The 26,098-nt window shown below is 72.3% G+C and carries 18 protein-coding genes; 13 read left to right on the forward strand and 5 right to left on the reverse strand.

All coding sequences use genetic code 11. The features are described from left to right. The first annotated feature begins 32 nt into the window (after nucleotides 1–32). The 5 genes from ACO0M4_RS04770 (at nucleotide 33) to hflX (ending at nucleotide 7,414) form a co-directional block, all read left to right on the forward strand. Nucleotides 33–587 (forward strand): hypothetical protein, encoded by a 555-nt coding sequence (locus ACO0M4_RS04770; protein ID WP_430368341.1) that lies wholly within the window; start codon nucleotides 33–35, stop codon nucleotides 585–587. A gap of 74 nt (nucleotides 588–661) precedes the next feature. Beyond that, a complete protein-coding gene (dapF, locus tag ACO0M4_RS04775; RefSeq protein ID WP_430368342.1) occupies nucleotides 662–1,540 on the forward strand; it encodes a diaminopimelate epimerase in 879 nt (292 codons plus the stop codon). Between the two features lie 221 nt (nucleotides 1,541–1,761). Continuing rightward, on the forward strand, nucleotides 1,762–3,915 hold the full coding sequence (locus tag ACO0M4_RS04780; RefSeq protein ID WP_430368343.1) for a RelA/SpoT family protein: 2,154 nt from the start codon (nucleotides 1,762–1,764) through the stop codon (nucleotides 3,913–3,915). 130 nt (nucleotides 3,916–4,045) lie between these two features. Next, nucleotides 4,046–5,680, forward strand: a complete 1,635-nt coding sequence (locus tag ACO0M4_RS04785) for a M1 family metallopeptidase (protein WP_430368344.1) — start codon at nucleotides 4,046–4,048, stop codon at nucleotides 5,678–5,680. Between the two features lie 246 nt (nucleotides 5,681–5,926). Continuing rightward, nucleotides 5,927–7,414 (forward strand): GTPase HflX, encoded by a 1,488-nt coding sequence (gene hflX, locus ACO0M4_RS04790; protein WP_430368345.1) that lies wholly within the window; start codon nucleotides 5,927–5,929, stop codon nucleotides 7,412–7,414. A 128-nt stretch (nucleotides 7,415–7,542) separates the two neighbouring features. Here hflX and ACO0M4_RS04795 read toward each other — a convergent pair whose 3' ends face one another. Continuing rightward, nucleotides 7,543–8,730, reverse strand: a complete 1,188-nt coding sequence (locus ACO0M4_RS04795) for a trypsin-like serine peptidase (RefSeq protein WP_430368346.1) — start codon at nucleotides 8,728–8,730, stop codon at nucleotides 7,543–7,545. 285 nt (nucleotides 8,731–9,015) lie between these two features. Here ACO0M4_RS04795 and ACO0M4_RS04800 point away from each other — a divergent pair, with 285 nt between their 5' ends. The 5 genes from ACO0M4_RS04800 (at nucleotide 9,016) to ACO0M4_RS04820 (ending at nucleotide 17,108) form a co-directional block, all read left to right on the forward strand. Next, on the forward strand, nucleotides 9,016–10,410 hold the full coding sequence (locus ACO0M4_RS04800; protein ID WP_430368347.1) for a diaminobutyrate--2-oxoglutarate transaminase family protein: 1,395 nt from the start codon (nucleotides 9,016–9,018) through the stop codon (nucleotides 10,408–10,410). Beyond that, the gene (locus ACO0M4_RS04805) at nucleotides 10,407–12,431 is read left to right on the forward strand and encodes an IucA/IucC family protein (protein ID WP_430368348.1); all 2,025 of its coding nucleotides are present in this window, start codon (nucleotides 10,407–10,409) and stop codon (nucleotides 12,429–12,431) included. Before ACO0M4_RS04800 ends, ACO0M4_RS04805 begins: the two co-directional genes overlap by 4 nt. Before the next feature lie 60 nt (nucleotides 12,432–12,491). Then, nucleotides 12,492–13,172, forward strand: a complete 681-nt coding sequence (locus ACO0M4_RS04810; RefSeq protein WP_430368349.1) for a GNAT family N-acetyltransferase — start codon at nucleotides 12,492–12,494, stop codon at nucleotides 13,170–13,172. A 113-nt stretch (nucleotides 13,173–13,285) separates the two neighbouring features. Continuing rightward, the gene (locus tag ACO0M4_RS04815; RefSeq protein ID WP_430368350.1) at nucleotides 13,286–15,094 is read left to right on the forward strand and encodes an IucA/IucC family protein; all 1,809 of its coding nucleotides are present in this window, start codon (nucleotides 13,286–13,288) and stop codon (nucleotides 15,092–15,094) included. Between the two features lie 43 nt (nucleotides 15,095–15,137). Beyond that, a complete protein-coding gene (locus ACO0M4_RS04820) occupies nucleotides 15,138–17,108 on the forward strand; it encodes an ATP-dependent DNA helicase (RefSeq protein WP_430368351.1) in 1,971 nt (656 codons plus the stop codon). Nucleotides 17,109–17,200: 92 nt separating this feature from the next. Here ACO0M4_RS04820 and lexA read toward each other — a convergent pair whose 3' ends face one another. Next, entirely contained in the window at nucleotides 17,201–17,998 is a 798-nt protein-coding gene (gene lexA, locus ACO0M4_RS04825; protein WP_100603870.1) for a transcriptional repressor LexA, read from the reverse strand. A 562-nt stretch (nucleotides 17,999–18,560) separates the two neighbouring features. Here lexA and nrdR point away from each other — a divergent pair. Beyond that, nucleotides 18,561–19,088 carry a transcriptional regulator NrdR gene (gene nrdR / locus ACO0M4_RS04830; RefSeq protein ID WP_430368352.1) on the forward strand — a complete coding sequence of 176 codons (528 nt, stop codon included), beginning with the start codon at nucleotides 18,561–18,563 and terminating at the stop codon, nucleotides 19,086–19,088. 121 nt (nucleotides 19,089–19,209) lie between these two features. Further along, on the forward strand, nucleotides 19,210–22,095 hold the full coding sequence (locus tag ACO0M4_RS04835) for a vitamin B12-dependent ribonucleotide reductase (protein WP_430368353.1): 2,886 nt from the start codon (nucleotides 19,210–19,212) through the stop codon (nucleotides 22,093–22,095). Nucleotides 22,096–22,320: 225 nt separating this feature from the next. On the opposite strand, the gene ACO0M4_RS04840 is transcribed toward ACO0M4_RS04835, so the two are convergent. Beyond that, entirely contained in the window at nucleotides 22,321–23,160 is an 840-nt protein-coding gene (locus ACO0M4_RS04840) for an alpha/beta fold hydrolase (protein WP_430368354.1), read from the reverse strand. Nucleotides 23,161–23,371: 211 nt separating this feature from the next. After that, complete coding sequence (locus ACO0M4_RS04845; RefSeq protein WP_430368355.1) at nucleotides 23,372–24,697, reverse strand: MFS transporter; 1,326 nt, start codon at nucleotides 24,695–24,697, stop codon at nucleotides 23,372–23,374. A gap of 280 nt (nucleotides 24,698–24,977) precedes the next feature. On the opposite strand from ACO0M4_RS04845, the gene ACO0M4_RS04850 reads away from it, so the two are divergent. After that, a complete protein-coding gene (locus ACO0M4_RS04850; protein WP_430371242.1) occupies nucleotides 24,978–25,493 on the forward strand; it encodes a CGNR zinc finger domain-containing protein in 516 nt (171 codons plus the stop codon). Nucleotides 25,494–25,569: 76 nt separating this feature from the next. On the opposite strand, the gene ACO0M4_RS04855 is transcribed toward ACO0M4_RS04850, so the two are convergent. Further along, complete coding sequence (locus tag ACO0M4_RS04855; protein WP_430368356.1) at nucleotides 25,570–26,091, reverse strand: TerD family protein; 522 nt, start codon at nucleotides 26,089–26,091, stop codon at nucleotides 25,570–25,572. Nucleotides 26,092–26,098: the final 7 nt, after the last annotated feature.

Raw genomic sequence — 26,098 nt, forward strand, 5'->3', positions numbered from 1 at the left:
GTGCAATCTGGCAGTGGGGAGGGCGCGTGGCAATGGAGGCCAGCCCTCGCAACCGAGCCCAACAACCGGACCAGGACGACGCCGGGGTCACACCGCAGACCCAGGACGGCGTGGCGGCCCAGGACATCCACCCGGCACCCCACGACCACCTCCCCGCACCCGACGACGGCATCCCCGACGGCCCCCCGGCCACCCTCGACGCCTCGGACGGCCCCGACGCCGAACCAGGCCCGTCCCCCGAGGGCGGCGAGTCCTTCCGCGACCTGCGCCCGCCCCGGCGGCTCCGGCTGTGGCAGCTCGCCCCGATCGTCGCCCTGGCCGCCCTCGGCTCGCTGATGTTCGCCTTCCCGCTGGCCTTCGAGTTCGGCGGCGACGGCGGCGCGGTGATCGCGATGCTCGGCCTGCTGCTGTGCTGCTGCGCCGCCGGCACGGGCATGATGGCCGCCCGCCGGGTCGGCCACACCTGGCCCGGCCTCCCGGCCCGCGGCTCCGGACGCCGCGCCAGCTGGCGGGTGGTGCTCCTGTACGCGGTCGTGGTCGCCGTCCTCGCCGCCCTGGCCATCTGGCGGGTGGCCCGCCTCCGCTGAGGCCCGCACCCCGGCCCGGTGTCGGGGCCCCGCCCCGTCCGGCCGATCCGCCGTGCTGGCCGTAGGATTCAGGAGTGACCAGCACGCAGCGCATCGCTTTCCTCAAGGGCCACGGCACCGAGAACGACTTCGTGATCGTCCCGGATCCGGACGGCCGGCTCGACCTGCCCGCGACCACCGTCGCCCGGATCTGCGACCGGCGCGCCGGAGTGGGCGGCGACGGCCTGCTGCACGTGGTGCGGTCCGCCGCGCACCCGGAGGCGCGCGCGATGGCCGAAGAGGCCGAGTGGTTCATGGACTACCGCAACGGCGACGGCTCGATCGCCGAGATGTGCGGCAACGGCGTCCGGGTCTTCGTCCGGTACCTCCTGCACGCCGGGCTGGTCGAGGCCGGTGACGTGACGATCGCCACCCGCGCCGGAGTGCGCCGGGTGCACCTCGCCAAGACCGGCGACGTCACGGTCTCCATGGGCCGCGCCGAGCTCCCCGAGGACGGCGTGGTGGTCGAGGTCGGCGGGCGCAGCTGGCCGGCCCGCAACGTCAACATGGGCAATCCGCACGCGGTCGCCTTCGTCGAGGACCTGGCGCACGCCGGTGAGCTGCGCGCGCAGCCGCAGTTCAGCCCGGCCGCGGTGTACCCGGACGGCGTCAACATCGAGTTCGTCGTGGACCGTGGCCCGCGCCACGTGGCGATGCGGGTGCACGAGCGGGGCTCCGGCGAGACCCGCTCCTGCGGTACCGGCGCCTGCGCGGTGGCCGTCGCCGCCGCCCGCCGTGACGGCCTGGACCCGGCCGTGACCGGCACCCCGGTGACGTACACCGTCGACGTGCTCGGCGGCAGCCTGACCATTGCCGAGCTGCCGGACGGCACGGTCGAGATGACCGGTCCGGCCGTGATCGTCGCCGAGGGCACCTTCGCACCGGAGTGGCTGGCAGGCGCACTCGCCGGCTGACGGGCCGGGACGGGGGGCGCCGGAGCACGCCCCTCGCCCAGGAGAAGCGGTTTCGGCGAGGAGAAACGGTTCCGGCCAGAAACTTCCCTCGAATGGGTGATCCGTTTCACGCTGAGCGAGAGGCGGACAGCGCTGCGTGATGGGCTCGGTAGCATCAAGCACCGGCCCGGGCGCCCGAACTGACGGCGTCCCACCGCCGGTCGACGCCGCCGGAGGTGCCCATGAGCGCAGAGGCCACGAATCCTGGTAACCCTGAAGCAGCGGACCGCAGGCGCGGCCGCCCCCGGCCGGCGCTCCGGGGGCTGCGCCGCATCGGCCGCGCCGCACTCCTCGGCCCGGCCGCCCGTGACGGCCTCCCGGACGCCCTGGAGCACGTCGCCAAGGTGCACCGCCACCACCATCCCGAAGCCGACCTGGGCATCCTCAGCAAGGCGTACCAACTCGCCGAGTCCTCGCACCGCGGCCAGACGCGCAAGAGCGGCGAGCCGTACATCACCCACCCGCTCGCGGTCACCCTGATCCTCGCCGAACTCGGCGCGGAAACCACGACGTTGACCGCCTCCCTGCTCCACGACACCGTCGAGGACACCGATGTGACGCTCGATCAGGTGCGGGCGGAGTTCGGCGCCGAGGTCTGCTACCTGGTCGACGGCGTCACCAAACTGGAGAAGGTCGACTACGGCGCCGCGGCCGAGCCGGAGACCTTCCGCAAGATGCTGGTCGCCACCGGCAACGACGTCCGGGTGATGTCCATCAAGCTCGCCGACCGGCTGCACAACATGCGCACCCTGGGCGTGATGCGCCCGGAGAAGCAGGCCCGGATCGCCGGGGTCACCCGCGACGTGCTGATCCCCCTCGCCGAACGCCTCGGCGTTCAGGCGCTCAAGACCGAGCTGGAGGACCTCGTCTTCGCGGTCCTGCACCCCGAGGAGTACACCGCGACCCGACATCTCGTCGCGTCGTACGCCGGCCGGGCCGACCCGCTCGCCGCGCTCGCCGCCCGGGCCCGGACGATCCTGGCCGACGCCGGCATCGACGCCCAAGTCCTGGTCCGCCCACGGCACTTCGTCTCCGTGCACCGGGTCCTGCTGACGCGCGGCCGGCTCACCGACGCGGACCTGGGGCGGCTGCTGGTCCTGGTCACCGAGGACGCCGACTGCTACGCCGTCCTCGGGGAGCTGCACACCTGCTTCACCCCGGTGGTCTCGGAGTTCAAGGACTTCATCGCGACGCCCAAGTTCAACCTCTACCAGTCGCTGCACACCGCCATCAGCGGCGAGACCGGCGAGGTCGCCGAAACCCTGATCCGCACCCACCGGATGCACCGGGTCGCCGAGGCCGGGGTGATCGCCCTGGGCAACCCGTACGCCCCCACCGACGGCACCGACGCCCCCGAGGGCGAGCGGGCCGACCCGACCCGCCCCGGCTGGCTCGACCGCCTGCTGGAATGGCAGCGCACCACCCCCGACCCGGACACCTTCTGGACCTCGCTCCGCGACGACCTCGCCCAGGAAGGAGAGATCACCGTCTTCTGCGCCGGCGCCGCCGCCGACGGCCCCGGCGGCACCATCGGACTGCCCGCCGGGGCGAGCTGCGTGGACGCGGCGTACACCCGGCACGGCGACGCCGCGCACGGCTGCATCGGCGCCCGGGTCAACGGCCGCCTCGTCACGCTCGGCACCGTCCTGCACGACGGCGACAGCCTCCACCTGCTGATGGCCCAGGACTCCGCCGGCCCCTCACCGGAGTGGCTCGACCACGCCCGCACCCCCGCCGCCCGACTCGCCATCTCCCGGTGGCTGGCGCGGCCCCAGGGTGCCGGCGAGCCGCCCGCCGCGCCCGCCGGCCGGCGCAACGAACGCCGCCGGGTGCCGGTCCACCGCCCCGCCGGCCCGGACCACGCCGCCACCGCCTCCGGCCTCGCGGTGGCCGACCTGCCCGGCGCCACCGTCCGGCTGGCCGGCTGCTGCACCCCGGTGCCGCCGGACACCGTCACCGGCTTCGTGGTCCGCGGTGGCACCGTCACCGTGCACCGCGCGCTGTGTCCCGCGGTGGCCCGGATGGCCGCGATGGGGCGGCAGCCGGTCGGGGTGCGCTGGCGGGGTGCCGGCACGGGCGGCCCCGGTTGCCGGGTGACGCTCCTGGCCGAGGCGTTCAGCCGGCCACACCTGCTGCCCGACCTGACCGAGGCGATCGCCGCCCAGGGCGCCGCCGTGGTCTCCGCCGCCGTCGAACCCCCGCACGAGCAACTGGTCCGGCACACCTACACCCTCCACCTCCCCAATGCCGCCGGACTCCCCTCCCTGATGCGCGCGATGCGCCAGGTGCCCGGCGTCTTCGACGTGGTCCGGGCCACCACGACGGTGCGGCCCTAGACACCCCCGCGCCCGGCCGACGGCAGATCGGGCGTGCGGGCGCAAGCCGGATGGCCGAGCCGCCGCTCATTCGGGTGCCGTCCTGCCGTGCCGTCCACGGGCGGGCGGGCCGCGCTGATAGCGGTAGCCCATGTCGCTTCCCTTGCGCCGCCCGTCCCGTGAGCCCGACGGGCCCGTTCTCGACCGCACCACCGCCGCCCGTTCCGCAGCCGACCCGGAGCGCCCCCGCGCCCGCCGCAGCCGGGCGCCCCGCCGGGTCGCCGCCCTCGGCCTCGCGATCGCCGCCACCGTTGCCGCGGCCGCGCCGCAGCCCGCCGACCCGGAGGGCATCGGCGACCGCCTCTTCCCGACGCTCGGCAACCCCGGCTACCACGTCACTTCGTACGACATCTCCCTGGACTACTCGGGCCACAACGACCGGCCGATGGACGCGGTCACCGTGATCAACGCCCGGGCCACCGCCAACCTCGACCGGTTCAACCTCGACTTCGCCGACGGCTCCGTCCGCTCCGTCCAGATCGACGGGCAGCCCGCCGAGCACGAGCAGGCCGGTGAGGACCTGGTGCTCACCCCGGCCGGGCACATCTCCGCCGGGCAGAACCTGCGGATCGTCATCCACCACACCAGCGACCCGCGCGGCAAGGGCAACGGCGGCTGGATCCGTACCAACGACGGACTGGCGATGGCCAATCAGGCCGACGCCGCGCACCGGGTCTTCCCCTGCAACGACCACCCCTCCGACAAGGCCTACTTCACCTTCCACATCACCGCGCCCCAGGGCCTGACGGTCGTCGCCAACGGACTGCCCGTCGGCGCGGGCACCCGCGGCCCGCGCCGCACCTGGACGTACCGCACCGCCCACCCCATGGCCACCGAGCTGGCGCAGGTCTCCATCGGGCGGTCCAGCGTGCTGACGCGCCGCGGACCGCACGGACTGCCGCTCCGCGACGTCGTCCCGGCCACCGGTCACGGCCCGCTCGCCCGCTGGCTCGCCAAGACGCCGGAGCAGATGGCCTGGATGGAGCGGAAGGTCGGGCCGTACCCGTTCGAGACGTACGGGGTGCTGATCGCCGACGCCAGCACCGGCTTCGAGCTGGAGACCCAGACCCTCTCGCTCTTCGAGAAGCGCCTGTTCACCACCGTCCAGCTACCCGACTGGTACGTGGAGTCGGTGATGGTGCACGAGCTGTCCCACCAGTGGTTCGGCGACAGCGTTAGCCCCCGCCGGTGGTCCGACGTCTGGCTCAACGAGGCCCATGCCACCTGGTACGAGGCCCTCTACGCCCAGGAGAAGGGCGACATCCGGGCCTCCCTGGAGGCCCGGATGCAGCGGGCGTACCAGGCGTCCGACGGCTGGCGCGCGGAGGGCGGCCCGCCGGCCCTGCCCAAGCTCCCCGACCAGGGCCGGAAGATCGGCATCTTCCGGCCGATGGTCTACGACGGCAGCGCCCTGGTCCTCTACGCCCTCCAGCACAAGATGGGCAAGGCCGGCTTCGAACGCCTGGAACGGGAGTGGGTGACCAAGCACCGCGACGGGGTGGCCGGCACCGCCGACTTCATCTCGCTGGCCTCCGACATCTACGGCCACAACCTCTCCGGCTTCTTCTGGGACTGGCTCTACGGCGCCAAGACCCCGCCGATGCCCGGACACCCCGAGTGGAAGGCCCAGGCAGCCCAGAAGCTCCCGGTGAACGGCAAGAAGCCCCGGTCGGCGGAGCGGCAGATGATGACCACGCCGGGTGCGCCGCACCTCCACAAGGGGTGACCGCCGCCGGGAGCGGGTGCCACGCGGTCCGTACGGGAGGCACCGGTCCGTGCGGGAAACACCGGGAAACACCGGAAAACCCGCGTGACGCCCGTCTCCCGGCCGTGCGACCATCAACGGGCCGACACCGGCCGGCACCCGGGAATCTCCGGGACGACCCGGACGTTGAGCAGAGCGAACGGCACAGCCACCTGTCCCGGCGGGACCGACCGGTCCCCGGGGGCTCTCTACGACGCAAAGGATCAAATGACCTCCTCTTCTTCCCTTCCGCAGGACCGGCAGCGCCTCCCCGAGAGCCTTCGGGCCGACGCCCTGATGGAAGAGGACGTCGCCTGGAGCCACGAGATCGACGGGGAGCGTGACGGCGACCAGTACGACCGCTCCGAGCGCGCGGCACTGCGCCGCGTCGCCGGGCTCTCCACCGAGCTCGAGGACGTCACCGAGGTCGAGTACCGACAGCTGCGCCTGGAGCGCGTGGTGCTCGTCGGCGTCTGGACGTCCGGGACGGTGCAGGATTCGGAGAACTCCCTCGCCGAGCTGGCCGCACTGGCCGAAACCGCCGGTGCCCTGGTGCTCGACGGCGTCATCCAGCGCCGCGACAAGCCGGACCCAGCCACCTACATCGGCTCCGGCAAGGCCCTGGAGCTGCGCGACATCGTGCTCGAATCCGGGGCCGACACCGTGGTCTGCGATGGTGAGCTCTCCCCGGGCCAGCTGATCCACCTGGAGGACGTCGTCAAGGTCAAGGTGGTCGACCGGACCGCCCTGATCCTCGACATCTTCGCCCAGCACGCCAAGTCCCGGGAGGGCAAGGCGCAGGTCGCGCTGGCACAGATGCAGTACATGCTGCCCAGGCTCCGCGGCTGGGGTCAGTCGCTGTCCCGGCAGATGGGTGGCGGTGGCTCCGGTTCGGCGGGCGGCGGTATGGCCACCCGTGGTCCCGGTGAGACCAAGATCGAGACGGACCGGCGGCGGATCCGCGAGAAGATGGCGAAGATGCGCCGGGAGATCGCGGAGATGAAGACCGGCCGGGACGTCAAGCGCCAGGAGCGCCGACGCAACAAGGTCCCCTCGGTCGCCATCGCCGGCTACACCAACGCCGGCAAGTCCTCGCTGCTCAACCGCCTCACCGGCGCCGGCGTCCTGGTGGAGAACTCCCTGTTCGCCACCCTGGACCCGACCGTCCGGCGGGCCGAGACCCCCAGCGGGCGGCTCTACACCCTCGCCGACACCGTCGGCTTCGTCCGCCACCTGCCGCACCACCTCGTCGAGGCGTTCCGCTCCACCATGGAGGAGGTCGCCGACGCCGACCTCATCCTGCACGTGGTCGACGGTTCGCACCCGGTGCCGGAGGAGCAGCTGGCGGCGGTCCGCGAGGTGATCCGCGACGTGGGCGCCACGGAGGTGCCCGAGATCGTGGTCGTCAACAAGGCCGACGCGGCCGACCCGCTGACGCTCCAGCGGCTGCTGCGCCAGGAGAAGCGCGCCCTCGTGGTCTCCGCCCGCACGGGCGCCGGCATCACGGAGCTGCTGGACCTGATCGACGCGGAACTCCCGCGCCCGCAGGTCGAGATCGAGGTGCTGGTGCCCTACACCCAGGGTGCCCTGGTCTCGCGGGCGCACGCCGAGGGCGAGGTCATCTCCGAGGAGCACACCGCCGACGGTACGGTCCTCAAGGCCCGGGTCCACGAAGAACTGGCCGCGGAGTTCCGGCCGTTCGTCCCGGCCGCCTGACGGCCCGGTACCGCGCCGCAGCACAGACACGACGAAGGCCCGCCACCGGTTCGCCGGGGCGGGCCTTCGCCGTGTGCGGGGGCGGTACGGACGGGTGGCGCCGGGGCCCGGCGCCACCCCTCACGTCCTTACTGCTGGTTCGCCCACTTCTTGCTCATCGCGTCGAAGATCGACTTGGCCTCGGTGCCCAGGTGCGGGCCGGCCAGCCACTGGGCCGGACGCGGGCCCATCGAGGTGTTGGAGATCAGCACCGGCTTGCCGTCCGAGCCCTTGATGAACCAGGGACCACCGGACGAACCACCGGTCATGGTGCAGCCGATCCGGTACATGGTCGGCTTCTTGGCGTCCTGCGTCAGCCGGGTCGGCCTGTCGGTGCAGGACTGCTGCGCCGCGCCGTCGAACGGTGCCTCGGCCGGGTAGCCCTGTGCCGTCAGGCCCGGGATCTTCGCCATCGCCGGGGCGTTGAAGTCCACCGTGTAGGCGCCGCCGGCAATCTCCTCCAGCGACTTGCCGCCGGCGCTCTCCTCCGGCTTCACGTGCATCAGCGCGAAGTCGTACGGAGCCATCGGCACGCCCGGAACGGCGCCGCCACCGGCGATCCATTCCTTGGACGTCGCCATGTCGTCCGCCCACCACTTGCCCGACGGAACCCGGTCCTCGAACGGCGTGGTCTTCATCTGGGCGGCCGACACACCGGTCCGGTTGAAGTTCGGGACGAACATCATGTTCCGGTACCAGCCGCCGTTCTTGCCGGCGTGCACGCAGTGCGCAGCGGTCCACACGAGGTTGGACTTGCCCGGGTGCGCCGGGTCCTTGACGACGGTGGCGGAGCAGCGGGACTCACCCTCCGGCGTGCTGAACAGCAGCAGCCCGACGCCCGGCGCGGTGGAGGTGTAGGGCGTCTTCACCGGCTGCGCGGTGACCGCGGCCGGCTCCGGGTCGGTCTTGCCCTGGTCCTCGGTGATGTCCGAGGACTTGCTCGGGTCCTGCGGGGGCTTGACCTTACCGATCTTGTCCGGGTTCCAGAAGTTCTTGATGACCGGGTTGATGAACTCCCCGGCCTCGCGAAGCCACTTGTCCTTGTCCCAGTTCTTCCACTCGCCGTTCTTCCACTTGTCCAGGTCGACGCCGTGTTCCTTGAGCTTGTCCTGGAGATCCTTGGGGATCTTGATCGCACCCCCGCCCGTGGTGTCCTGGGCCGACGCGGTCGGCTTGGCATCCGCGTTGTCGCCCGACGGCCCGCAGCCGGTCGCGGTCAGCGCCACCACGGCGGTGAGGGCGGCGGCGGCCAGGACTGGCCGACGTATCGATCGCATGGGTGAGTTCTCCCCCTGTGTCAAACGGACTGAGCCGGTACGGCTCATGAGTGGCGCCCCCGGTCCGGCACTTGTCATGAACCGCAAGATCCGGGTGCAAGCCCCCACTATGCCGGTGTTCTGAGGGACGGTGGTACTCGGGGCCTCGGTTCCCGGCCGTCAAGGATCTTGCCCTCGGCCGTGTTCCCGCGAGGGTGCCGTCGTTGGTACGTACGGGGGACGGCCGGGCTGCCCACCGGGCCCGCGCGGAATCCAGCAGTTCACCAGCAGGAGGACACAACTGCCGTGGCGTTGACCGAAACCGTGCCGGCGGCCGCGCCGCCGGCCCACGAGGGGATCCTGCGCCGCCAGGCCCTGCGTGAGTCCGCCGCCCGTACGTATGCGCGCTCCCTCCCGATCGTCCCGGTGCGCGCCCGCGGGCTGACCATCGAAGGCGCCGACGGCCGCCGCTACCTCGACTGCCTCTCCGGAGCCGGCACCCTGGCGCTGGGCCACAACCACCCCGTGGTCCTGGAAGCCATCCGCGCCGTCCTCGACTCCGGCGCGCCGCTGCACATCCTCGATCTGGCCACCCCGGTCAAGGACGCCTTCACCACCGAGCTGTTCGCCACCCTGCCCGACGAGTTGGCGAAAAAGGGGCGGATCCAGTTCTGCGGCCCGGCCGGCACCGACGCCGTCGAGGCCGCCTTCACCCTCGTCCGCACCGCCACCGGCCGGGACGGCCTGATGGCCTTCTCCGGCGCCTACCACGGCATGACCGCGGACGCCCTGGCCGCCTCCGGGGGCGCCCGCCACCCCGGCGTGGCCCGACTGCCCTACCCGTACGACTACCGCTGCCCCTTCGGAACCGGCGGCGAGCGCGGCGCCGAACTCTCCGCGCGCTGGACCGAGAACCTCCTCGACGACCCCAAGGGCGGGCTGCCCCGGCCCGCCGGGATGATCCTCGAACCGGTCCAGGGCGAGGGCGGCGTGATCCCCGCGCCGGCCGGCTGGCTGCGCCGGATGCGGGAGCTCACCGCGGCCCGCGACATCCCGCTGATCGTCGACGAGGTACAGACCGGCGTCGGCCGCACCGGCACCTTCTGGGCCGTCGAGCAGAGCGGCATCGTCCCCGACGTCCTCGTCCTGTCGAAGGCGATCGGCGGCAGCCTCCCGCTCGCCGTCATCGTCTACCGCGAGGAACTCGACGCCTGGCGCCCCGGCGCGCACGCCGGCACCTTCCGCGGCAACCAACTCGCCATGGCCGCCGGCACCGCCACTCTCGCCTACGTCCGCCGCAACGGCCTCGCCGCCCGCGCCGCGGAGCTCGGCGCCAGGATGCTCACCCGGCTCCACGAACTCGCCGCCGCCCACGACTGCATCGGCGACGTCCGCGGCCGCGGCCTGATGCTCGGCATCGAGCTCGTCGACCGGGACGCGGCCGCCGACCCGTTGGGCGCCCGCCCCGCCGCCCCGGTCCTCGCCGCCGCCGTCCAACGGGCCTGCCTGGACCGCGGCCTGATCGTCGAACTCGGCGGCCGGCACTCCGCCGTCGTCCGCCTGCTGCCACCCCTGACCCTCACCGACGAACAGGCGGACGCGGTCCTCGACCGCCTCGCCGACGCCATCGCGGCAGCCGTCCGCACCACCCCCGGGCCCATGGGCTCGTCCCCCACCACCCTGCGAGGCACCTCCGCATGAACGAACGCCCCGGTCCCGACGGCACCCAGGCGGCCGAACGGCTCCCCGCCCACCACCCGGGCGCCGGCCTCATCGAACCGTCCGTCCCCCGCCAACAGCGCCGCCCCGGCGACGACACCTGCCACCAGCAGACCCCGGCCGCCGGCCGCCGCGACCCCGGCCGGTACGACGCCGTGCGCCACCCCGACGCCGACCCCCTCGACCACCCGGACCCGGCCGTCGCCGCCGACGCCGCCGGCATCGAGAACCTGCTCCGCTGCTGGCTCCGCGAGCACGGCACCCCCCGCCCGGCCGGCGGCCGGCTGCGCCTCCCGCTGCACGCCACCGCCACCGCCCTGCACATCCCCGTCCGCTACTGGTCACCCACCGGCTGGCACCGCCTGGGCGCCCCCACCCTCGAAGGCACCCCGCCCGGCTCCGCCCCGCTGGACGCCGTCACCCTGGCCGCCCTGCTGCGCCGCGAAGCCGCGCACGGCGGCGACCGGCGGGCCTCGGACGGCGGCGAACACCGGGTCGCCGACGGCGACGAGCCGCCCGCCGCCGACGACGCCCCGCAGGCCCCGGACGGCGACGGCGCCGAACTTGTCGGCCGGGTCGCCAACTCCGTCCGGACCACCGCCCTGTTCATCGCCGACCGGCGCGCCCACCCCGCCGAGGACCAGGGCTCCCGCTTCCTCGAAGCCGAACAGTCGCTCCTCCTGGGCCACCCCCTGCACCCCACGCCCAAGAGCCGCGAGGGCCTCACCGAGGCCGAGACCCGCGCCTACTCTCCCGAACTCCGCGGCGCCTTCCCCCTGCACTGGATGGCCGTCCACCCCTCCGTGGTCGCCACCGACTCCGCCTGGACCGAGCGCGGCCGCACCGTACCGGCCGCGCAACTCGCCACCGAACTCGCCGACGACGGACTGCCGCTCCCCGACGGCACCGTGCCGCTGCCGCTCCACCCCTGGCAAGCCCGGGACCTCGCCACCCGCCCGGAGACCGCCGCCCTGCGCGACGCCGGACTGCTGCACGACCTCGGCCCGCACGGCCCCCGCTGGTACCCCACCTCCTCCGTCCGCACGGTCTGCCGCCCCGGGGCCTCCGCGATGCTCAAGCTCTCCCTCGGCCTGCGCATCACCAACTCCCGCCGGGAGAACCTCCGCAAGGAACTGGTGCGCGGCGTCGAGGTGCACCGGCTGCTCCGCACCGGCCTGGGCGCGCAGTGGCGGGCCGCCTTCCCCGGCACCCCCGGCTTCGACATCGTCCGCGACCCCGCCTACCTCGCCGTCGACGGCCTGGACGGCGCCCCCGTCCAGGGCCTCGACGTCGTCATCCGCCACCAGCCCTTCGGCCCTACCGACGACGCCGTCTGCATCGCCGGCCTCACCGCCCCACGCCCCTGGCCCGGCCACGGCGCGATGCGCTCCCGCCTGGAGAGCGTGGTCGGCGCGCTCAGCACCCGCACCGGGCGGCCGGCCGGCGCGGTGGCCACCGAATGGTTCCTGCGCTACCTCGAAGCGGTCGTCCGCCCCGTCCTCTGGCTCGACGGGACGGCCGGCGTCGCCCTGGAGGCCCACCAGCAGAACACCCTCGTCCTGCTCGACGCCGACGGCTGGCCGGCCGGCGGCCGCTACCGCGACAACCAGGGCTACTACTTCCGGACCTCGCACCGCGCCGAACTAGAACGCCGACTGCCCGGCATCGGCACCACCAGCGACACCTTCGTCGCCGACGACGTCACCGACGAGCGCTTCGCCTACTACCTCGGCATCAACAACGTCCTCGGCCTCATCGGGGCGTTCGGCGCGGCCCGCCTGATCCGCGAGGAGATCCTGCTCGCCGCCTTCCGGCGGTTCCTCGCCGATGCCGCGGCGGCCCCCCGCGCCCACCGCTCGACGCTGCCGGAGCGGCTGCTCTCCGCCCGCACCCTGCGCTGCAAGGCCAACCTCGCGACCCGGCTGCACGGCCTGGACGAACTCGTCGGCCCGGTCGACACCCAGTCCGTCTACGTCTCCCTGTCCAACCCGCTCGCGCCCTAGGCCGTGCCGTCCGTCGTCGCCGTCGTCACTGTCGTCCCCAGTCCCACAGGAGTGCGTCACGTGTCATCGACCGAATCCGGCCTCATCCCCGCGCCGGACGACACCCTCGGCGACCTGCCCGCGCCCGACCCCGGCGCGGCGCCGCCCGCTGCCCCCACCCCGGCCGCGGGCCCGCTGCTGGACGACCTGGCCGGCTGGCCGCCGGCCGACACCCCCGCCGGGCCGTTCGCCCTCGTCCCCGTGGACCCGGACCGCGACCTGGACCGGATCACCGCCTGGATGAACGACCCCGCCGTCGCCGCCTTCTGGGAGCTGGCCGGCTCCCCGGAGATCACCGCCGCCCACCTGCGCCCCCAACTGGCCGGCGACGGCCGCAGCGTGCCCTGCCTGGGCGTCCTGGACGGCGTCCCGATGAGCTACTGGGAGATCTACCGCGCCGACCTGGACCGGGTCGCCCGCTACTACCGGGCCCGACCCCACGACACCGGCATCCACCTGCTCATCGGCGGCGGCCACCACCGCGGCCGGGGCCTCGGCACGGCGCTGCTCCGCGCCACCGCCGACCTCGTCCTCGACCACCGCCCGCGGTGCGGGCGCGTCATCGCCGAACCCGACCTGCGCAACACCGCCTCCGTCGCGGCGTTCCTCGGCGCCGGCTTCCGCTACGCCGAGGAAATCCAACTCCCGGAGAAACGCGCGGCGTTGATGGTCCGCGACCGCGCCCACCGCCACCAGCTCTGACACCGGGGCCGTCCATCGACGGCCCCGGTCCGGTCCGCCATCCATCCGCCGGCCCGGTTGTCCCCCGCACGAGCCGGTCCGGTCCCGTACCGAGGAGTCCCACCTTGCCTCCCGTGCCCCGTCCCTCCGCCCCCGCCAGCCGGCCCGGCCCGACCACCGCGTCCGGCCGGCGCCCGTCGTCCGACGCCTGGCAGCACGCCGCCCGCCGGCTCTTCGCCAAGACCCTCGCGGAATTCGCCTACGAGGAAATCCTCACCCCCGAACCCGACGGCACCGCCCCCGACGGCAGCCCCCGCTACCGCCTGCCGATCACCGACGACCTCACCTACCGCTTCACCGCCCGCAGAGGCGCCTACGGACACTGGCGCATCGACCCCCACTCGATCACCCCGCACGCCGATCCGCTGCGCTTCCTCACCCACGCCCACGACACCGTCCTCGGCCTGTCCGGCGACACCACCGGTCACCTCATCCGCGAACTGACCGCCACCCTCGCCGCCGACACCCGCCTGGACGCCACCGCGCTCAGCGCCGCGGAACTCGCCGACCTGGACTACGCCGCCCTCGAAGGCCACCAGACCGGCCACCCCTGGCTCGTCGCCAACAAGGGCCGGCTCGGCTTCTCCGCCGCCGACGCGGAGACCTGGGCCCCCGAGGCCCGCACCCGGCAGCGGCTGCCCTGGCTCGCCGCGCACCACCGCCTCGCCCACTACCGCGGCGTCCCCGCCCTGGCCACCCCCGACCGCCTCTACAACGAGGAGCTCGACCCCGCCACCCGGCACGCCTTCGCCACCACCCTCACCGACGCGGGCCACGACCCGGCCGACTACCTCTACCTCCCCGTCCACCCCTGGCAGTGGGACGAGACCATCGCCCCGCTCTTCGCCCCACAGCTCGCCGACGGATCCCTCGTCCCGCTCCCCACCGACGACGACCTCCGGCTCCCGCAGCAGTCGATCCGCACCTTCCTCAACCTCACCCGCCCCCGGTCGCGCACCGTCAAACTCCCGCTGTCCATCCTCAACACCCTGGTCTGGCGCGGCCTGCCCACCGAGCGCACCCTCGCCGCCCCCGCCGTCACCGACTGGGTGCACGGCCTCCGCGACGGCGATACGTATCTGCGCGACGAAACCCGGGTGATCCTGCTCGGCGAGACCGCCTCCGTCACCGTCGAGCACCCCCTCTACGACCGGCTGCCCGGCGTCCCCTACCAGTACAAGGAGCTGCTCGGCTGCATCTGGCGGGAGCCGCTCGCCGGCTACCTCGACCCGGGGGAGCGCGCCCGCACCCTGGCCTCCCTGCTCCAGACCGACCCCGCCGGCCGCGCGCTGACCGCGGAACTGGTGCACCGCTCCGGCCTGCCCGCGCGGATCTGGCTAGCCCGACTGTTCGCCGCGCTGCTGCCGCCCCTGCTGCACTTCCTCTACCAGTACGGCACGGTCTTCTCCCCGCACGGCGAGAACGCCATCGTCGTCTTCGACGAGGACGACGTCCCCACCCGCCTGGCCATGAAGGACTTCGTCGACGACGTCAACACCAGCGCCCAGCCGCTCCCCGAGCACGACCCGATGCCACGGGACGTCCGGGCGGTGCTGCTGACCGAGCCGCCCGCCTTCCTCACCCAGTTCATCCACTCCGGCCTGTTCGTCGGCGTCTTCCGCTACCTCGCGCCGCTGTGCGAGGACCAACTGGGCGTTCCCGAGGCCGAGTTCTGGTCACTCGTCCGCGCGGAAATCCTCCGCCACCACGAGCGGTTCCCGCACCTCAAGGAGCGCCAGGAGACCTTCGACCTGCTCACCCCGGAGATCGAGCGGCTGTGCCTGAACCGCAACCGGCTGCATGTGGACGGCTACCGCGACCGCCGCGACCGCCCGCACGCCGCCGTCCACGGCACCGTCCCCAATCCCCTGCACGGTCCGTGATCGACCCGCGCTGTCAGTGGTCCCGCGTAGGCTTGCAGGCGCTATGACGAAGCCCTCTCTCCCCGATCTGCTCCACGCCGCCGTATCCGCCGTCGGCGGCACCGAGCGGCCCGGCCAGGTGGCCATGGCCGAGGCCGTCGCCGAGGCCGTGGACGACCAGGCCCACCTGCTGGTGCAGGCCGGCACCGGCACCGGAAAGTCCCTCGGCTATCTGGTGCCGGCGCTGGCCCACGGCGAGCGGGTCGTGGTCGCCACGGCCACCCTGGCCCTCCAGCGCCAGCTCGTCGAGCGCGATCTGCCGCGGACGGTCGAGGCGCTGCATCCGCAGCTCCGTCGCCGGCCGCAGTTCGCGATGCTCAAGGGCCGCTCCAATTACCTCTGCCTGCACCGCCTCCATGAGGGCGCCCCGCAGGACGAGGAGGACGGCCTCTTCGACGTCTTCGAGCAGGCGACGCCGACCAGCAAGCTCGGCAAGGACCTGCTGCGGATGCGCGACTGGGCGGACGAGACCGAGACCGGCGACCGCGACGACCTGACCCCCGGCGTCTCCGACCGCGCCTGGGGCCAGGTCTCGGTCTCCTCCCGGGAGTGCCTGGGCGCCTCGAAGTGCGCGTACGGCGCGGAGTGCTTCGCCGAGGCGGCCCGGGAGCGGGCCAAGCTCGCCGATGTGGTGATCACCAACCACGCGCTGCTGGCGATCGACGCCATCGAGGGCGCCCCGGTCCTGCCGCAGCACGAGGTCCTGATCATCGACGAGGCCCATGAGCTGGTCTCCCGGGTCACCGGCGTGGCCACCGGCGAGCTCACCCCCGGCCAGGTCAACCGCGCCGTCCGCCGCGCCGCCAAGCTGGTCAACGAGAAGGCCGCCGACCAGCTCCAGACGGCCTCGGAGACCTTCGAGCGCCTGATGGAGCTGGCACTGCCGGGCCGCCTGGAGGAGATCCCCGAGGAGCTCGGGTACTGCCTGATGGCGCTGCGGGACGCGGCCCGCACGGTGATCGTCGCGCTGGGCTCGACCCGCGACAAGTCCGTCCAGGACGAGGACGCCGTCCGCAAGCAGGCCCTGGCCGCGGTGGAGAACGTCCACGCGGTCGCCGAGCGGATCGCGGACGGCTCGGAGTACGACGTGGTCTGGTGCGAGCGCCACGACCGTTTCGGCGCGTCGCTGCGGGTGGCGCCGCTGTCGGTGTCCGGGCTGCTGCGGGAGAAGCTCTTCACCGACCGCTCCGTGGTACTGACGTCCGCCACCCTCAAGCTGGGCGGCGACTTCAACGGCGTGGCGGCCTCGCTGGGCCTGGGCCCGGAGGGCACCGCGGGCGATGACGAACCGGTGTGGAAGGGCCTGGACGTCGGCTCGCCGTTCGACTACGGCAAGCAGGGCATCCTCTACGTCGCCAAGCACCTCGCCCAGCCCGGCCGGGAGGGCAGCCGTACGGACATGCTCGATGAGCTGGCCGAGCTGATCGAGGCTGCCGGCGGGCGGACGCTCGGGCTGTTCTCGTCGATGCGCGGTGCCCAGGCCGCGGCCGAGGCGATGCGCGGGCGGCTGGACATGCCAATCCTGCTCCAGGGCGAGGAGACCCTCGGCGAGCTGATCCGGAACTTCGCCGCGGACGCGCGGACCTGCCTGTTCGGCACGCTGTCGCTCTGGCAGGGCGTCGACGTGCCGGGCCCCAACTGCCAGCTGGTGGTGATGGACCGGGTGCCTTTCCCGCGCCCCGACGACCCCCTGATGAGCGCCCGGCAGAAGGCCGTGGAGGAGGCCGGCGGCAATGGCTTCATGGCGGTCGCGGCGACCCATGCCGCGCTGCTGATGGCCCAGGGGGCGGGTCGTTTGGTCCGCGCCACGGGGGACCGTGGTGTGGTGGCGGTGCTGGACCCGCGCGTGGAGCGGGCCCGTTACGGCTCCTTCCTCCGCAAGTCCATGCCGAACTTCTGGTACACCACCGACCGCAATCAGGTCCGTCGTTCGCTGGCCGCCATCGACCAGGCGGCCAAGGCGGCCGGGGAGTAGCGGGGAGCGGGCCCTGTCAGGACGGCGCAGAGCCCCGGGACGGAACCGGCGCAGTGGTTCCGTCCCGGGGCTCGGTCGTGAGGGCGGGGCGGTCAGACCCGACGCAGCACCGCGACCACCTTGCCGAGGATGGTCGCCTCGTCACCGGGGATGGGCTGGTACGCGGAGTTGTGCGGCAGCAGCCACACATGGCCGTCCTCGCGCTTGAAGCGCTTGACGGTCGCCTCGCCGTCGAGCATTGCGGCGACGATGTCGCCGTTCTCGGCGACCGGCTGGCGGCGGACGGTGACCCAGTCTCCGTCGCAGATCGCTGCCTCGATCATGGAGTCACCCACGACCTTCAGCACGAACAGCTCGCCGTCGCCGACCAACTGGCGGGGGAGGGGGAATACGTCCTCGACGGACTCCTCGGCGAGGATCGGGCCGCCGGCCGCGATCCGGCCGACCAGCGGGACGTAGGACGCGGCGGGCTTGCCGGCGGTCTCCGTCGCCGCGCTCGTCGGCTGGTCCGAGGCGCGCACCTCGTACGCCCGCGGGCGGTGCGGGTCGCGGCGGAGGAAGCCCTTCCGCTCCAAGGCCATCAGCTGGTGGGCGACGGACGAGGTGCTGGAGAGCCCCACGGCCTGGCCGATCTCCCGCATGGACGGTGGATATCCGCGGCGCTGCACCGAATCCCGGATCACTTCGATCACTCGGCGCTGGCGGTCGGTGAGCCCGGAACTGTCGGCGCGAATACCCGGGGGGCGCCCCGGCAGCGAGCGAGTCGGCTTGTGCTCTTCGGAGTCCGACGTGGTGTCTTCCATCGGCCGCGGTGCCCTTTGCGGTTGTTCGAATCGGCTCGGGGAGTGGCTTTGTGCGGTGATGGTCGCGCTGTCTGCGGTGGTGGTCACGTCGGCCCCTCTCGAAATGTTCTCCCTAGTTAGCCAACGGTAGTTGCTTTCGAAAGGTTGCGCCAAACACACGTTCGAGTGAAAAATTCGGCGATTGGCTGACCTGATCAAGCAGTGCGGTGTATGGCCGAATGGCAATTCGGGCCTCCGGGACGTCGTCCCGCTCCGGATTCCCGCCCGGAATCCGATCCGGAATGTCGATCGGAACCCGTCCCGAAAAGCAGCGAACTGCACCGCGGCGGAGCCTCTCCGCGGCCTCGCCGATTGTGTCATCCCCGCCCCTCCGGTCCCCGCGCCGGGTGGCTTCCCGTACCCTCTTGGACGGCCCGCAGGCCCGCCGCCACCGCGACACGCGGTAGGCAGATATAAGCGGCCCGACACCACATCTAGTGCTTAGATGCGGTCGGCCACCTACAAGTTGTGGTGTCGGGTCCTTCGGGCCCCCGGGATCGCCTATGCTTGTGGCTGCTCCGAAGGGCCCGTACGGACCGGCCGGAGGTCAGTCGCCGTACGCCGGTTCCTTTGGCGTGCATCCGTTTCCGAGGGTGAGGAGGGTGGAGCCATGCACTGCCCCTTCTGCAGGCACCCGGACAGCCGGGTCGTCGACAGCCGCACCACGGATGACGGAACGGCGATCCGCCGGCGCCGCCAGTGCCCCGACTGCTCCCGCCGTTTCACGACCGTCGAAACGGCATCGCTGATGGTGATCAAGCGGAGCGGGGTCACCGAGCCCTTCAGCCGCACCAAGGTCATCGCCGGGGTGCGCAAGGCGTGCCAGGGGCGCCCGGTCACCGAGGACGCCCTCGCCAAGCTCGGCCAGCGGGTCGAGGAGGCGGTGCGCGCCACCGGAAGCGCCGAGCTGACCACCCATGACGTCGGGCTCGCCATACTGGGCCCGCTGCAGGAACTCGACCTCGTCGCGTACCTGCGCTTCGCGTCCGTCTACCGGGCGTTCGATTCACTTGAGGACTTCGAGGCGGCCATCGCCGAGCTGCGGGAGCAGCGCGAGCAGGGGCCGCCCGCGCGCGGCGGGACCGACGAGGAGGCCGGCGAGCCGGCCGTTCCCGTTCCCGCCACCACTGCCGACTGAGTTCGGCACACATCCAGACCTGGGCCGGGGCGAGAGCAGGGCGCCCCGTTCCCGGAAAGACATACACCGTGCCACGGAATTTGTGTGCACATATGGGCGTTTGCCCGTATAGGGAGGCGGAATGACAGAGACGACGAGCGGCCCGGCACGAGGCTCCCGCGCCAAGGGCAGCAAGGCGGGCAAGGGTCTGCGCATCGAGCGCATCCACACCACCCCCGGCGTGCATCCGTACGACGAGGTCGAGTGGGCGCGCCGTGACGTCGTCATGACCAACTGGCGCGACGGCTCGGTCAACTTCGAGCAGCGTGGCGTCGAGTTCCCCGACTTCTGGTCGGTGAACGCGGTCAACATCGTCACGAGCAAGTACTTCCGCGGCGCGGTGGGCTCCCCGAACCGGGAGTCCAGCCTCAAGCAGCTCATCGACCGCGTGGTCAAGACGTACCGCAAGAGCGGCGAGGAGAACGGTTACTTCGTCTCCCCGGCCGATGCTGAGATCTTCGAGCACGAGCTGGCCTACGCTCTGCTCCACCAGGTCTTCAGCTTCAACTCCCCGGTGTGGTTCAACGTCGGCACCCAGCAGCCGCAGCAGGTCAGCGCCTGCTTCATCCTCTCCGTGGACGACTCCATGGAGTCGATCCTGGACTGGTACAAGGAAGAGGGGATGATCTTCAAGGGCGGCTCTGGTGCCGGCCTGAACCTCTCCCGCATCCGCTCCTCCAAGGAGCTGCTCTCCTCCGGTGGCAACGCCTCCGGTCCGGTCTCCTTCATGCGCGGCGCCGACGCCTCCGCCGGCACCATCAAGTCGGGCGGCGCCACCCGCCGCGCGGCCAAGATGGTCGTCCTGGACGTCGACCACCCCGACGTCGAGGCGTTCATCGAGACCAAGGTCAAGGAAGAGGAGAAGATCCGCGCGCTGCGCGACGCGGGCTTCGACATGGACCTGGGCGGCGACGACATCACGTCCGTCCAGTACCAGAACGCCAACAACTCGGTCCGCGTGAACGACGAGTTCATGAAGGCCGTCGAGTCCGGCTCGAAGTTCGGGCTGCGCGGCCGGATGAGCGGCGAGGTCATCGAGGAGGTCGACGCCAAGGGCCTGTTCCGCAAGATGGCCGAGGCCGCCTGGGCCTGCGCCGACCCCGGCATCCAGTACGACGACACCATCAACCACTGGCACACCTCGCCGGAGACGGGCCGGATCACCGCGTCCAACCCGTGCAGCGAGTACATGCACCTGGACAACTCCTCGTGCAACCTCGCCTCGCTCAACCTCCTGAAGTTCCTCCGCGACGACGACAAGGGCAACCAGTCCTTCGACGCCGCGCGGTTCGCCAAGGTCGTCGAGCTGGTCATCACGGCCATGGACATCTCGATCTGCTTCGCGGACTTCCCCACCGAGAAGATCGGCGAGACCACCCGCGCCTTCCGCCAGCTGGGCATCGGCTACGCCAACCTCGGCGCGCTGCTGATGGCCACCGGTCACGCCTACGACTCCGACGGCGGCCGTGCGCTGGCCGGTGCCATCACCTCGCTGATGACCGGCACCTCCTACAAGCGCTCCGCCGAGCTGGCCGCGGTCGTCGGCCCGTACGACGGCTACGCCCGCAACGCCGACGCCCACAAGCGCGTCATGAAGCAGCACTCCGACGCCAACGGTGTCGCGGTGCGCATGGACGACCTGGACACCCCGGTGTGGGCCGCGGCGACCGAGGCATGGCAGGACGTGCTGCGCCTCGGCGAGAAGAACGGCTTCCGTAACGCGCAGGCGTCGGTGCTGGCCCCGACCGGCACCATCGGCCTGATGATGGACTGCGACACCACCGGCGTCGAGCCGGACCTGGCGCTGGTCAAGTTCAAGAAGCTGGTCGGCGGCGGCTCCATGCAGATCGTGAACAACACGGTCCCCAAGGCGCTCAAGCGGCTCGGCTACCAGCCCGAGCAGGTCGAGGCGATCGTCGCCCACATCGCCGAGAACGGCAATGTCGTCGACGCCCCCGGCCTCAAGTCGGAGCACTACGAGGTCTTCGACTGCGCCATGGGCGAGCGCTCCATCTCCCCGATGGGCCACGTCCGCATGATGGCCGCGGCCCAGCCGTTCCTCTCCGGCGCGATCTCTAAGACGGTCAACGTCCCGGAGACGGCCACCGTCGAGGAGATCGAGGACGTCTACTTCCAGGGCTGGAAGCTCGGCCTGAAGGCGCTCGCGATCTACCGTGACAACTGCAAGGTCGGCCAGCCCCTCTCCGCCAAGAAGAAGGAAGAGGAGAAGAAGGCCGCGGTCGTCGAGCCGACCGCGGCCAAGAAGGTCGTCGAGTACCGCCCGGTCCGCAAGCGCCTTCCCAAGGGCCGTCCGGGGATCACCACCTCCTTCACGGTCGGTGGCGCCGAGGGTTACATGACCGCCAACTCCTACCCGGACGACGGTCTCGGCGAGGTCTTCCTGAAGATGTCCAAGCAGGGTTCGACCCTCGCGGGCATGATGGACGCCTTCTCCATCGCGGTGTCGGTCGGCCTCCAGTACGGCGTGCCGCTGGAGACCTACGTCTCGAAGTTCGTCAACATGCGCTTCGAGCCGGCCGGTATGACCGACGACCCGGACGTGCGGATGGCGCAGTCGATCGTCGACTACATCTTCCGCCGCCTGGCGCTGGACTTCCTGCCGTTCGAGACCCGCTCGGCGCTCGGCATCCACTCCGTCGAGGAGCGCCAGCGGCACCTGGAGACCGGCTCGTACGAACTGCCCGAGGACGAGGTCGACGTGGAGGGCCTGGCCCAGTCCGCGCCGCGGCAGATCGAGCCGCCGAAGGAGGCCGCGCCGACGGCCAAGGTCGTCGAGGAGGTCGCCGCACCGGCCCCCAAGCAGGCGCACACCAACGCCGAACTGGTCGAGATGCAGCTGGGGATCAACGCCGACGCCCCGCTCTGCTTCTCCTGCGGTACCAAGATGCAGCGGGCCGGCAGCTGCTACCTCTGCGAGGGCTGCGGCTCGACCAGCGGTTGCAGCTGAGCCCGGCGCCCCACGGGGGCGGCGGCCGTTGATCGGCCGCCGGGCGTGAGCTGAACAGGGCGGCGACACCGGGAGGACCCGGGGTCGCCGCCCTGCTGTGTGCGGCTTGCGTGGTGTGGCGGGGCCGTCGCCCCGCCGGGAGCCCTGCGCGGGCCGAGTGCCCGGGGCCGGTGGGGTGCGTGCCCGGCCTACGGCGGTCCTCGGTGGCTTGCGGGGCGGAATGGTCTACGGGAGGAATTCCCTGATGGTCCGGGTGAAACGATCCGGGTCATCGAGCCAGGGGTGGTGGCCGGCACCCGGCTGGACGGTCAGCGTGGCGCCGGGCAGTAGCGCGGCGATCTCCGCAGCGACCCGGGGCAGCGGGCCGCTGTCCAGCTCGCCCGCGAGGAGCAGCACCGGCAGGTCCAGCACGGCCAGGACGGCACGCGTCGCGACCGGGGCGAAGGCGCCTTCGGCGGCGTACCGTTCCCCGGCCTCCTCATTGCTCTGCGCGACCTCGGACGCGGCGTGCTCTTGCGCGGCCGCATCCCAACGGCCGTAGAAGAACGGGGCGATGGCATCCCAGTCAGCGTCCGTGGCGGAACCGGACCACACCGTCTCGTAGCAGCGGTACGCGGCCGGGAACCACGGTTCGGCGGACCGCAGGGCGGCTGCTTCCCGCCGGTGCGCCTCGGTGAAATCGATACCCAGGGCGCGGGCCCGGGCGGTGACCAGGGTGAGGCTGCGGATCCGCCCCGGAAAACGGGCCGCGTAGAGCAGGGCGAGATCGCCCGCCGCGGAGTGCGCGAGAACGTCGACGCGTTCGAGACCGAGGTGCGCGCGGAGCGCCTCGACGTCGTCCACTTGCCGGTCGCAGCGGTAGGTCGCCGGGTCGGCGGGAATGCCGGAATCACCGGTGCCGCGCAGATCGAGCCGGATCAATTGGCGATGGGCCGCCAATCCCCCCAGATCACCGAGGTAGGCGGAAGCGCGCATCGGGCCCCCGGGAAGGCAGAGCAGCGGCTCGCCTTTCCCTGCGACGTGATAGGCGAGCGTGGTCCCGTCAGACGCGGTGAGAACAGGCATGGCGGTAATCCTTGGCGCGCGTGAACCGTGCGGCAAGTGGTTATGCCGAGGGCATGGTGAACGGCGGAGAATCGGGAAATTGCGATATTCCGGTGGGGGGAGGGGGAAGCGGGGGCTTTTTTGGGGGCCGGTGGATTGGTGGAGTAGGGGTAAGTGGTTTGGCGGGTTGGTGATTTGGTCGCTTTCGGGCCGGGTCGGGTCTCGCTGAGAGCTACCGATCCTCCTGCGTCACCCTGGGGTGTGCAGGTGCGGATCCCGGTTTCTGTCCTGAGCGGTGGGGGTGGCGGAGGTGGCGGTGGGGCGTCGGGCGGGGTGGGACGGCTGCGCATCGGGGATCGGGGATCGGGGATCGGAGGAGTGTATGGAGCAGCGCGGCGGCGATCTGGAGGGCGGCGATCCCCAGAAGCAGGGCGGGCGGTGGGAGTGTCGCGGCCAGCCCTGTGAGCCCCGCCCCGCAGGCCGCTGCGGTGATCTTCATGCCGGCCCCCAGGGTGAAGACCTGGGCCCGTACGGCCGCCGGGGCATGGTCGGCGCGGATCCGTAGCGTCGCGGTCAGCAGTGGTCCGTCGCACAGCCCGGCGAGGGCGAACAACCCCGCGGCGGCGGCCGGCCGCGGGATCAGCGCGGCGACGGCGAGGGTCGAACCGGTGCCCAACAGGGCGATGGTGGCGGTCAATTGGGGCGTTACGCGCGGCCGCCATCGGGCGATGGCCAGGGACCCGGCGAGCGCCCCGATGGCGAACGCGGTCATCAGGGCGCCGCCACTGCCCGGGTAGCCGCGTTGGGCGGCGAGCAGCACCGTGGTGGTGGTCAGCCCGCCGACCCCGACGAACGCCAGGCAGGTGGCCGCGGTGATCGCCCTCAGCTCCCGGACGCGCAGCACGGCGACCAGGCCCGCCGTCGGGCCGGACCGGCGCGCGACCGCGGCGGGCCCGTCGTCGGGGCGTTGGCGACCGGACCGCTCACGTCCGCGGAACAACCCGGGGGTCAGCCCGGCGGCAATTGCCGCCACCCCGGCGAGCAGCGCCATCGCCGGGCCCGGTGACCACAGTCCGGCGACCACGCTCACGGTGGCCGGCCCGGCCACCGAGGCGGCGTTGTAGACCGCGGCGTCCAGCGCATAGGCGCGGTCGCGCGGCGGTCCCGCCGGAACCAGCACCGCGATCAGCCCTGACAACCCACCGGAGACCACCGGGCCGCAAGCGCCGCCGACCAGGGCCACCGTCAACGTCACAGGGGCGGGCGCGCGCCCGGCGAGCAGCGCCAGTGCCGCGATGGCCGCGGCGAACCCGCCCAGTGCCGCCAGGTGGAAGAGCCGGGGCCGGCGGGTTCGCGCGGCGAGGGCGCCCACCAGGGGAGCGGCGAGCACATGCGGCGCCATCCAGGAGGTGAGGAGGAACGCCCCCTGGGCGGCACTGCCGGTACGGGCGAGTGTCAGCAGCACCGCCGCCACGGCCATGCCCTCCTCGGCCAGCCTGGCGAGCAGGGCGACGGCCAAATAGCGCGGTAATCCGGCGGGATTTTGCTCGGTGTGCATGGGGCGATCCCTCCCGTCCGACAACTTCGTAACGCCTTCCCATGACAAGACGTTGCAGTGGAGTGGAGTGGAGTGGAGTGGAGTGGAGTGGAGTGGAGTGGAGTGGAGTGGAGTGGAGTGGAGTCGGCTGCTGTGCGGGATGCTGTTGGCCGCCGCTCCACGGCGGTAACGGCACGGCAGGGAACGGGAATTCGGCATGCGTACCAATATCAGTGGCGACAGAGCCGAGGTCGGTAGCAGTAGCGGCTCCGCGGTGCACGGCTTCCGGCCCGCGGAGCGGATGATCGACCTCGCCAACGCCGTGCGGGCGGTGCCGGACCTGCCCCGCGCCGCCCTCGTGGAACTCCTCGCCCGGCACGGGGAGGGCCCCGACGACCTCGCCGAGCAGGCGTTCTCGGAGCGCGACGCAGACGAACTGCGCGGCGCCGCAGCGAGGATCGCCGGCCTCCTCGCCGAGACCGACACCGACCGGGCCGCCCACGCCCTCAATGCGCTGCTGGCGGCCTGTGGCGCGCGGCCGCGGCTCTCCCGGCACGGCGGCCACCCCTGGCATCTACATGTCGACGGTGGGGACGACGCGGGCTGGGCCGATTGGTTCCTGGCCTCCAGCGCCCTGGCGCTTGCCCAGATCCTGACCGAGTACGGCCGCGTCCCCTGGGGCGAGTGCGCGGCGTCCGGCTGCACCACCCTTTATCTGGGGACCGGACCGGGGAGCGCCCGCCGCTACTGTTCTGCGGCCTGTGCCACCCGGGAGCGGGTCGCGGCCCACCGTCGTCGTAAGAAGGCGAGCGGGTGACGGGTGCGTCGAGCAGGCCGAACGCCGGAGGGGAGGCGGCCCGCCGCCTCCCCTCCAGATCTGCCGCCGGTACCGGTCAACTGCCCATCAGCCTGCTGAACGCGTCCGGTTCGGCGTCGAACCCGCGCAGTACGGCCTGGAACCGCCATTCGCCGGAGGCGTCCCGCGCGAACTCGGCGACGGTCGCCGCGGTGGCATCCGCGACCCCGGCGAAGTCGATCCGCGCCAGTGTGGTGTAGCCCTCGCGTACCTCGATGAGCGTGTTCGCCACCTCGCCGAAGACCCTCCGGCCGTGCAACTGCTGGATCACCACGCCCACCACGACGCGGGAGTAGCGCTCGGACAGCCGCTCCAACTCCAGCGTCATGACCTCGTCGTCACCGAACCCCTGGCCGGTCCGGCTGTCCCGGTTGAGGGTGATGGTCCCATCAGGTGACCTGCTGTCGAAGTGCACCAGGTAGGCCGGTTCGCCCTGCGGCGCGTCCGTTGAGTACGTCGCCGCAATGATGTCCAGGTCGATGTCCGGCTCACCGATGGGGCTGGGATCCCATCCGAGCGCCACCACGACCTTCTCGATCCCCTTGTTGAGCGTGCTCACCGGGCTC

This window comes from Streptomyces sp. RGM 3693, assembly GCF_050471125.1.
GTDB lineage: Bacteria > Actinomycetota > Actinomycetes > Streptomycetales > Streptomycetaceae > Streptomyces.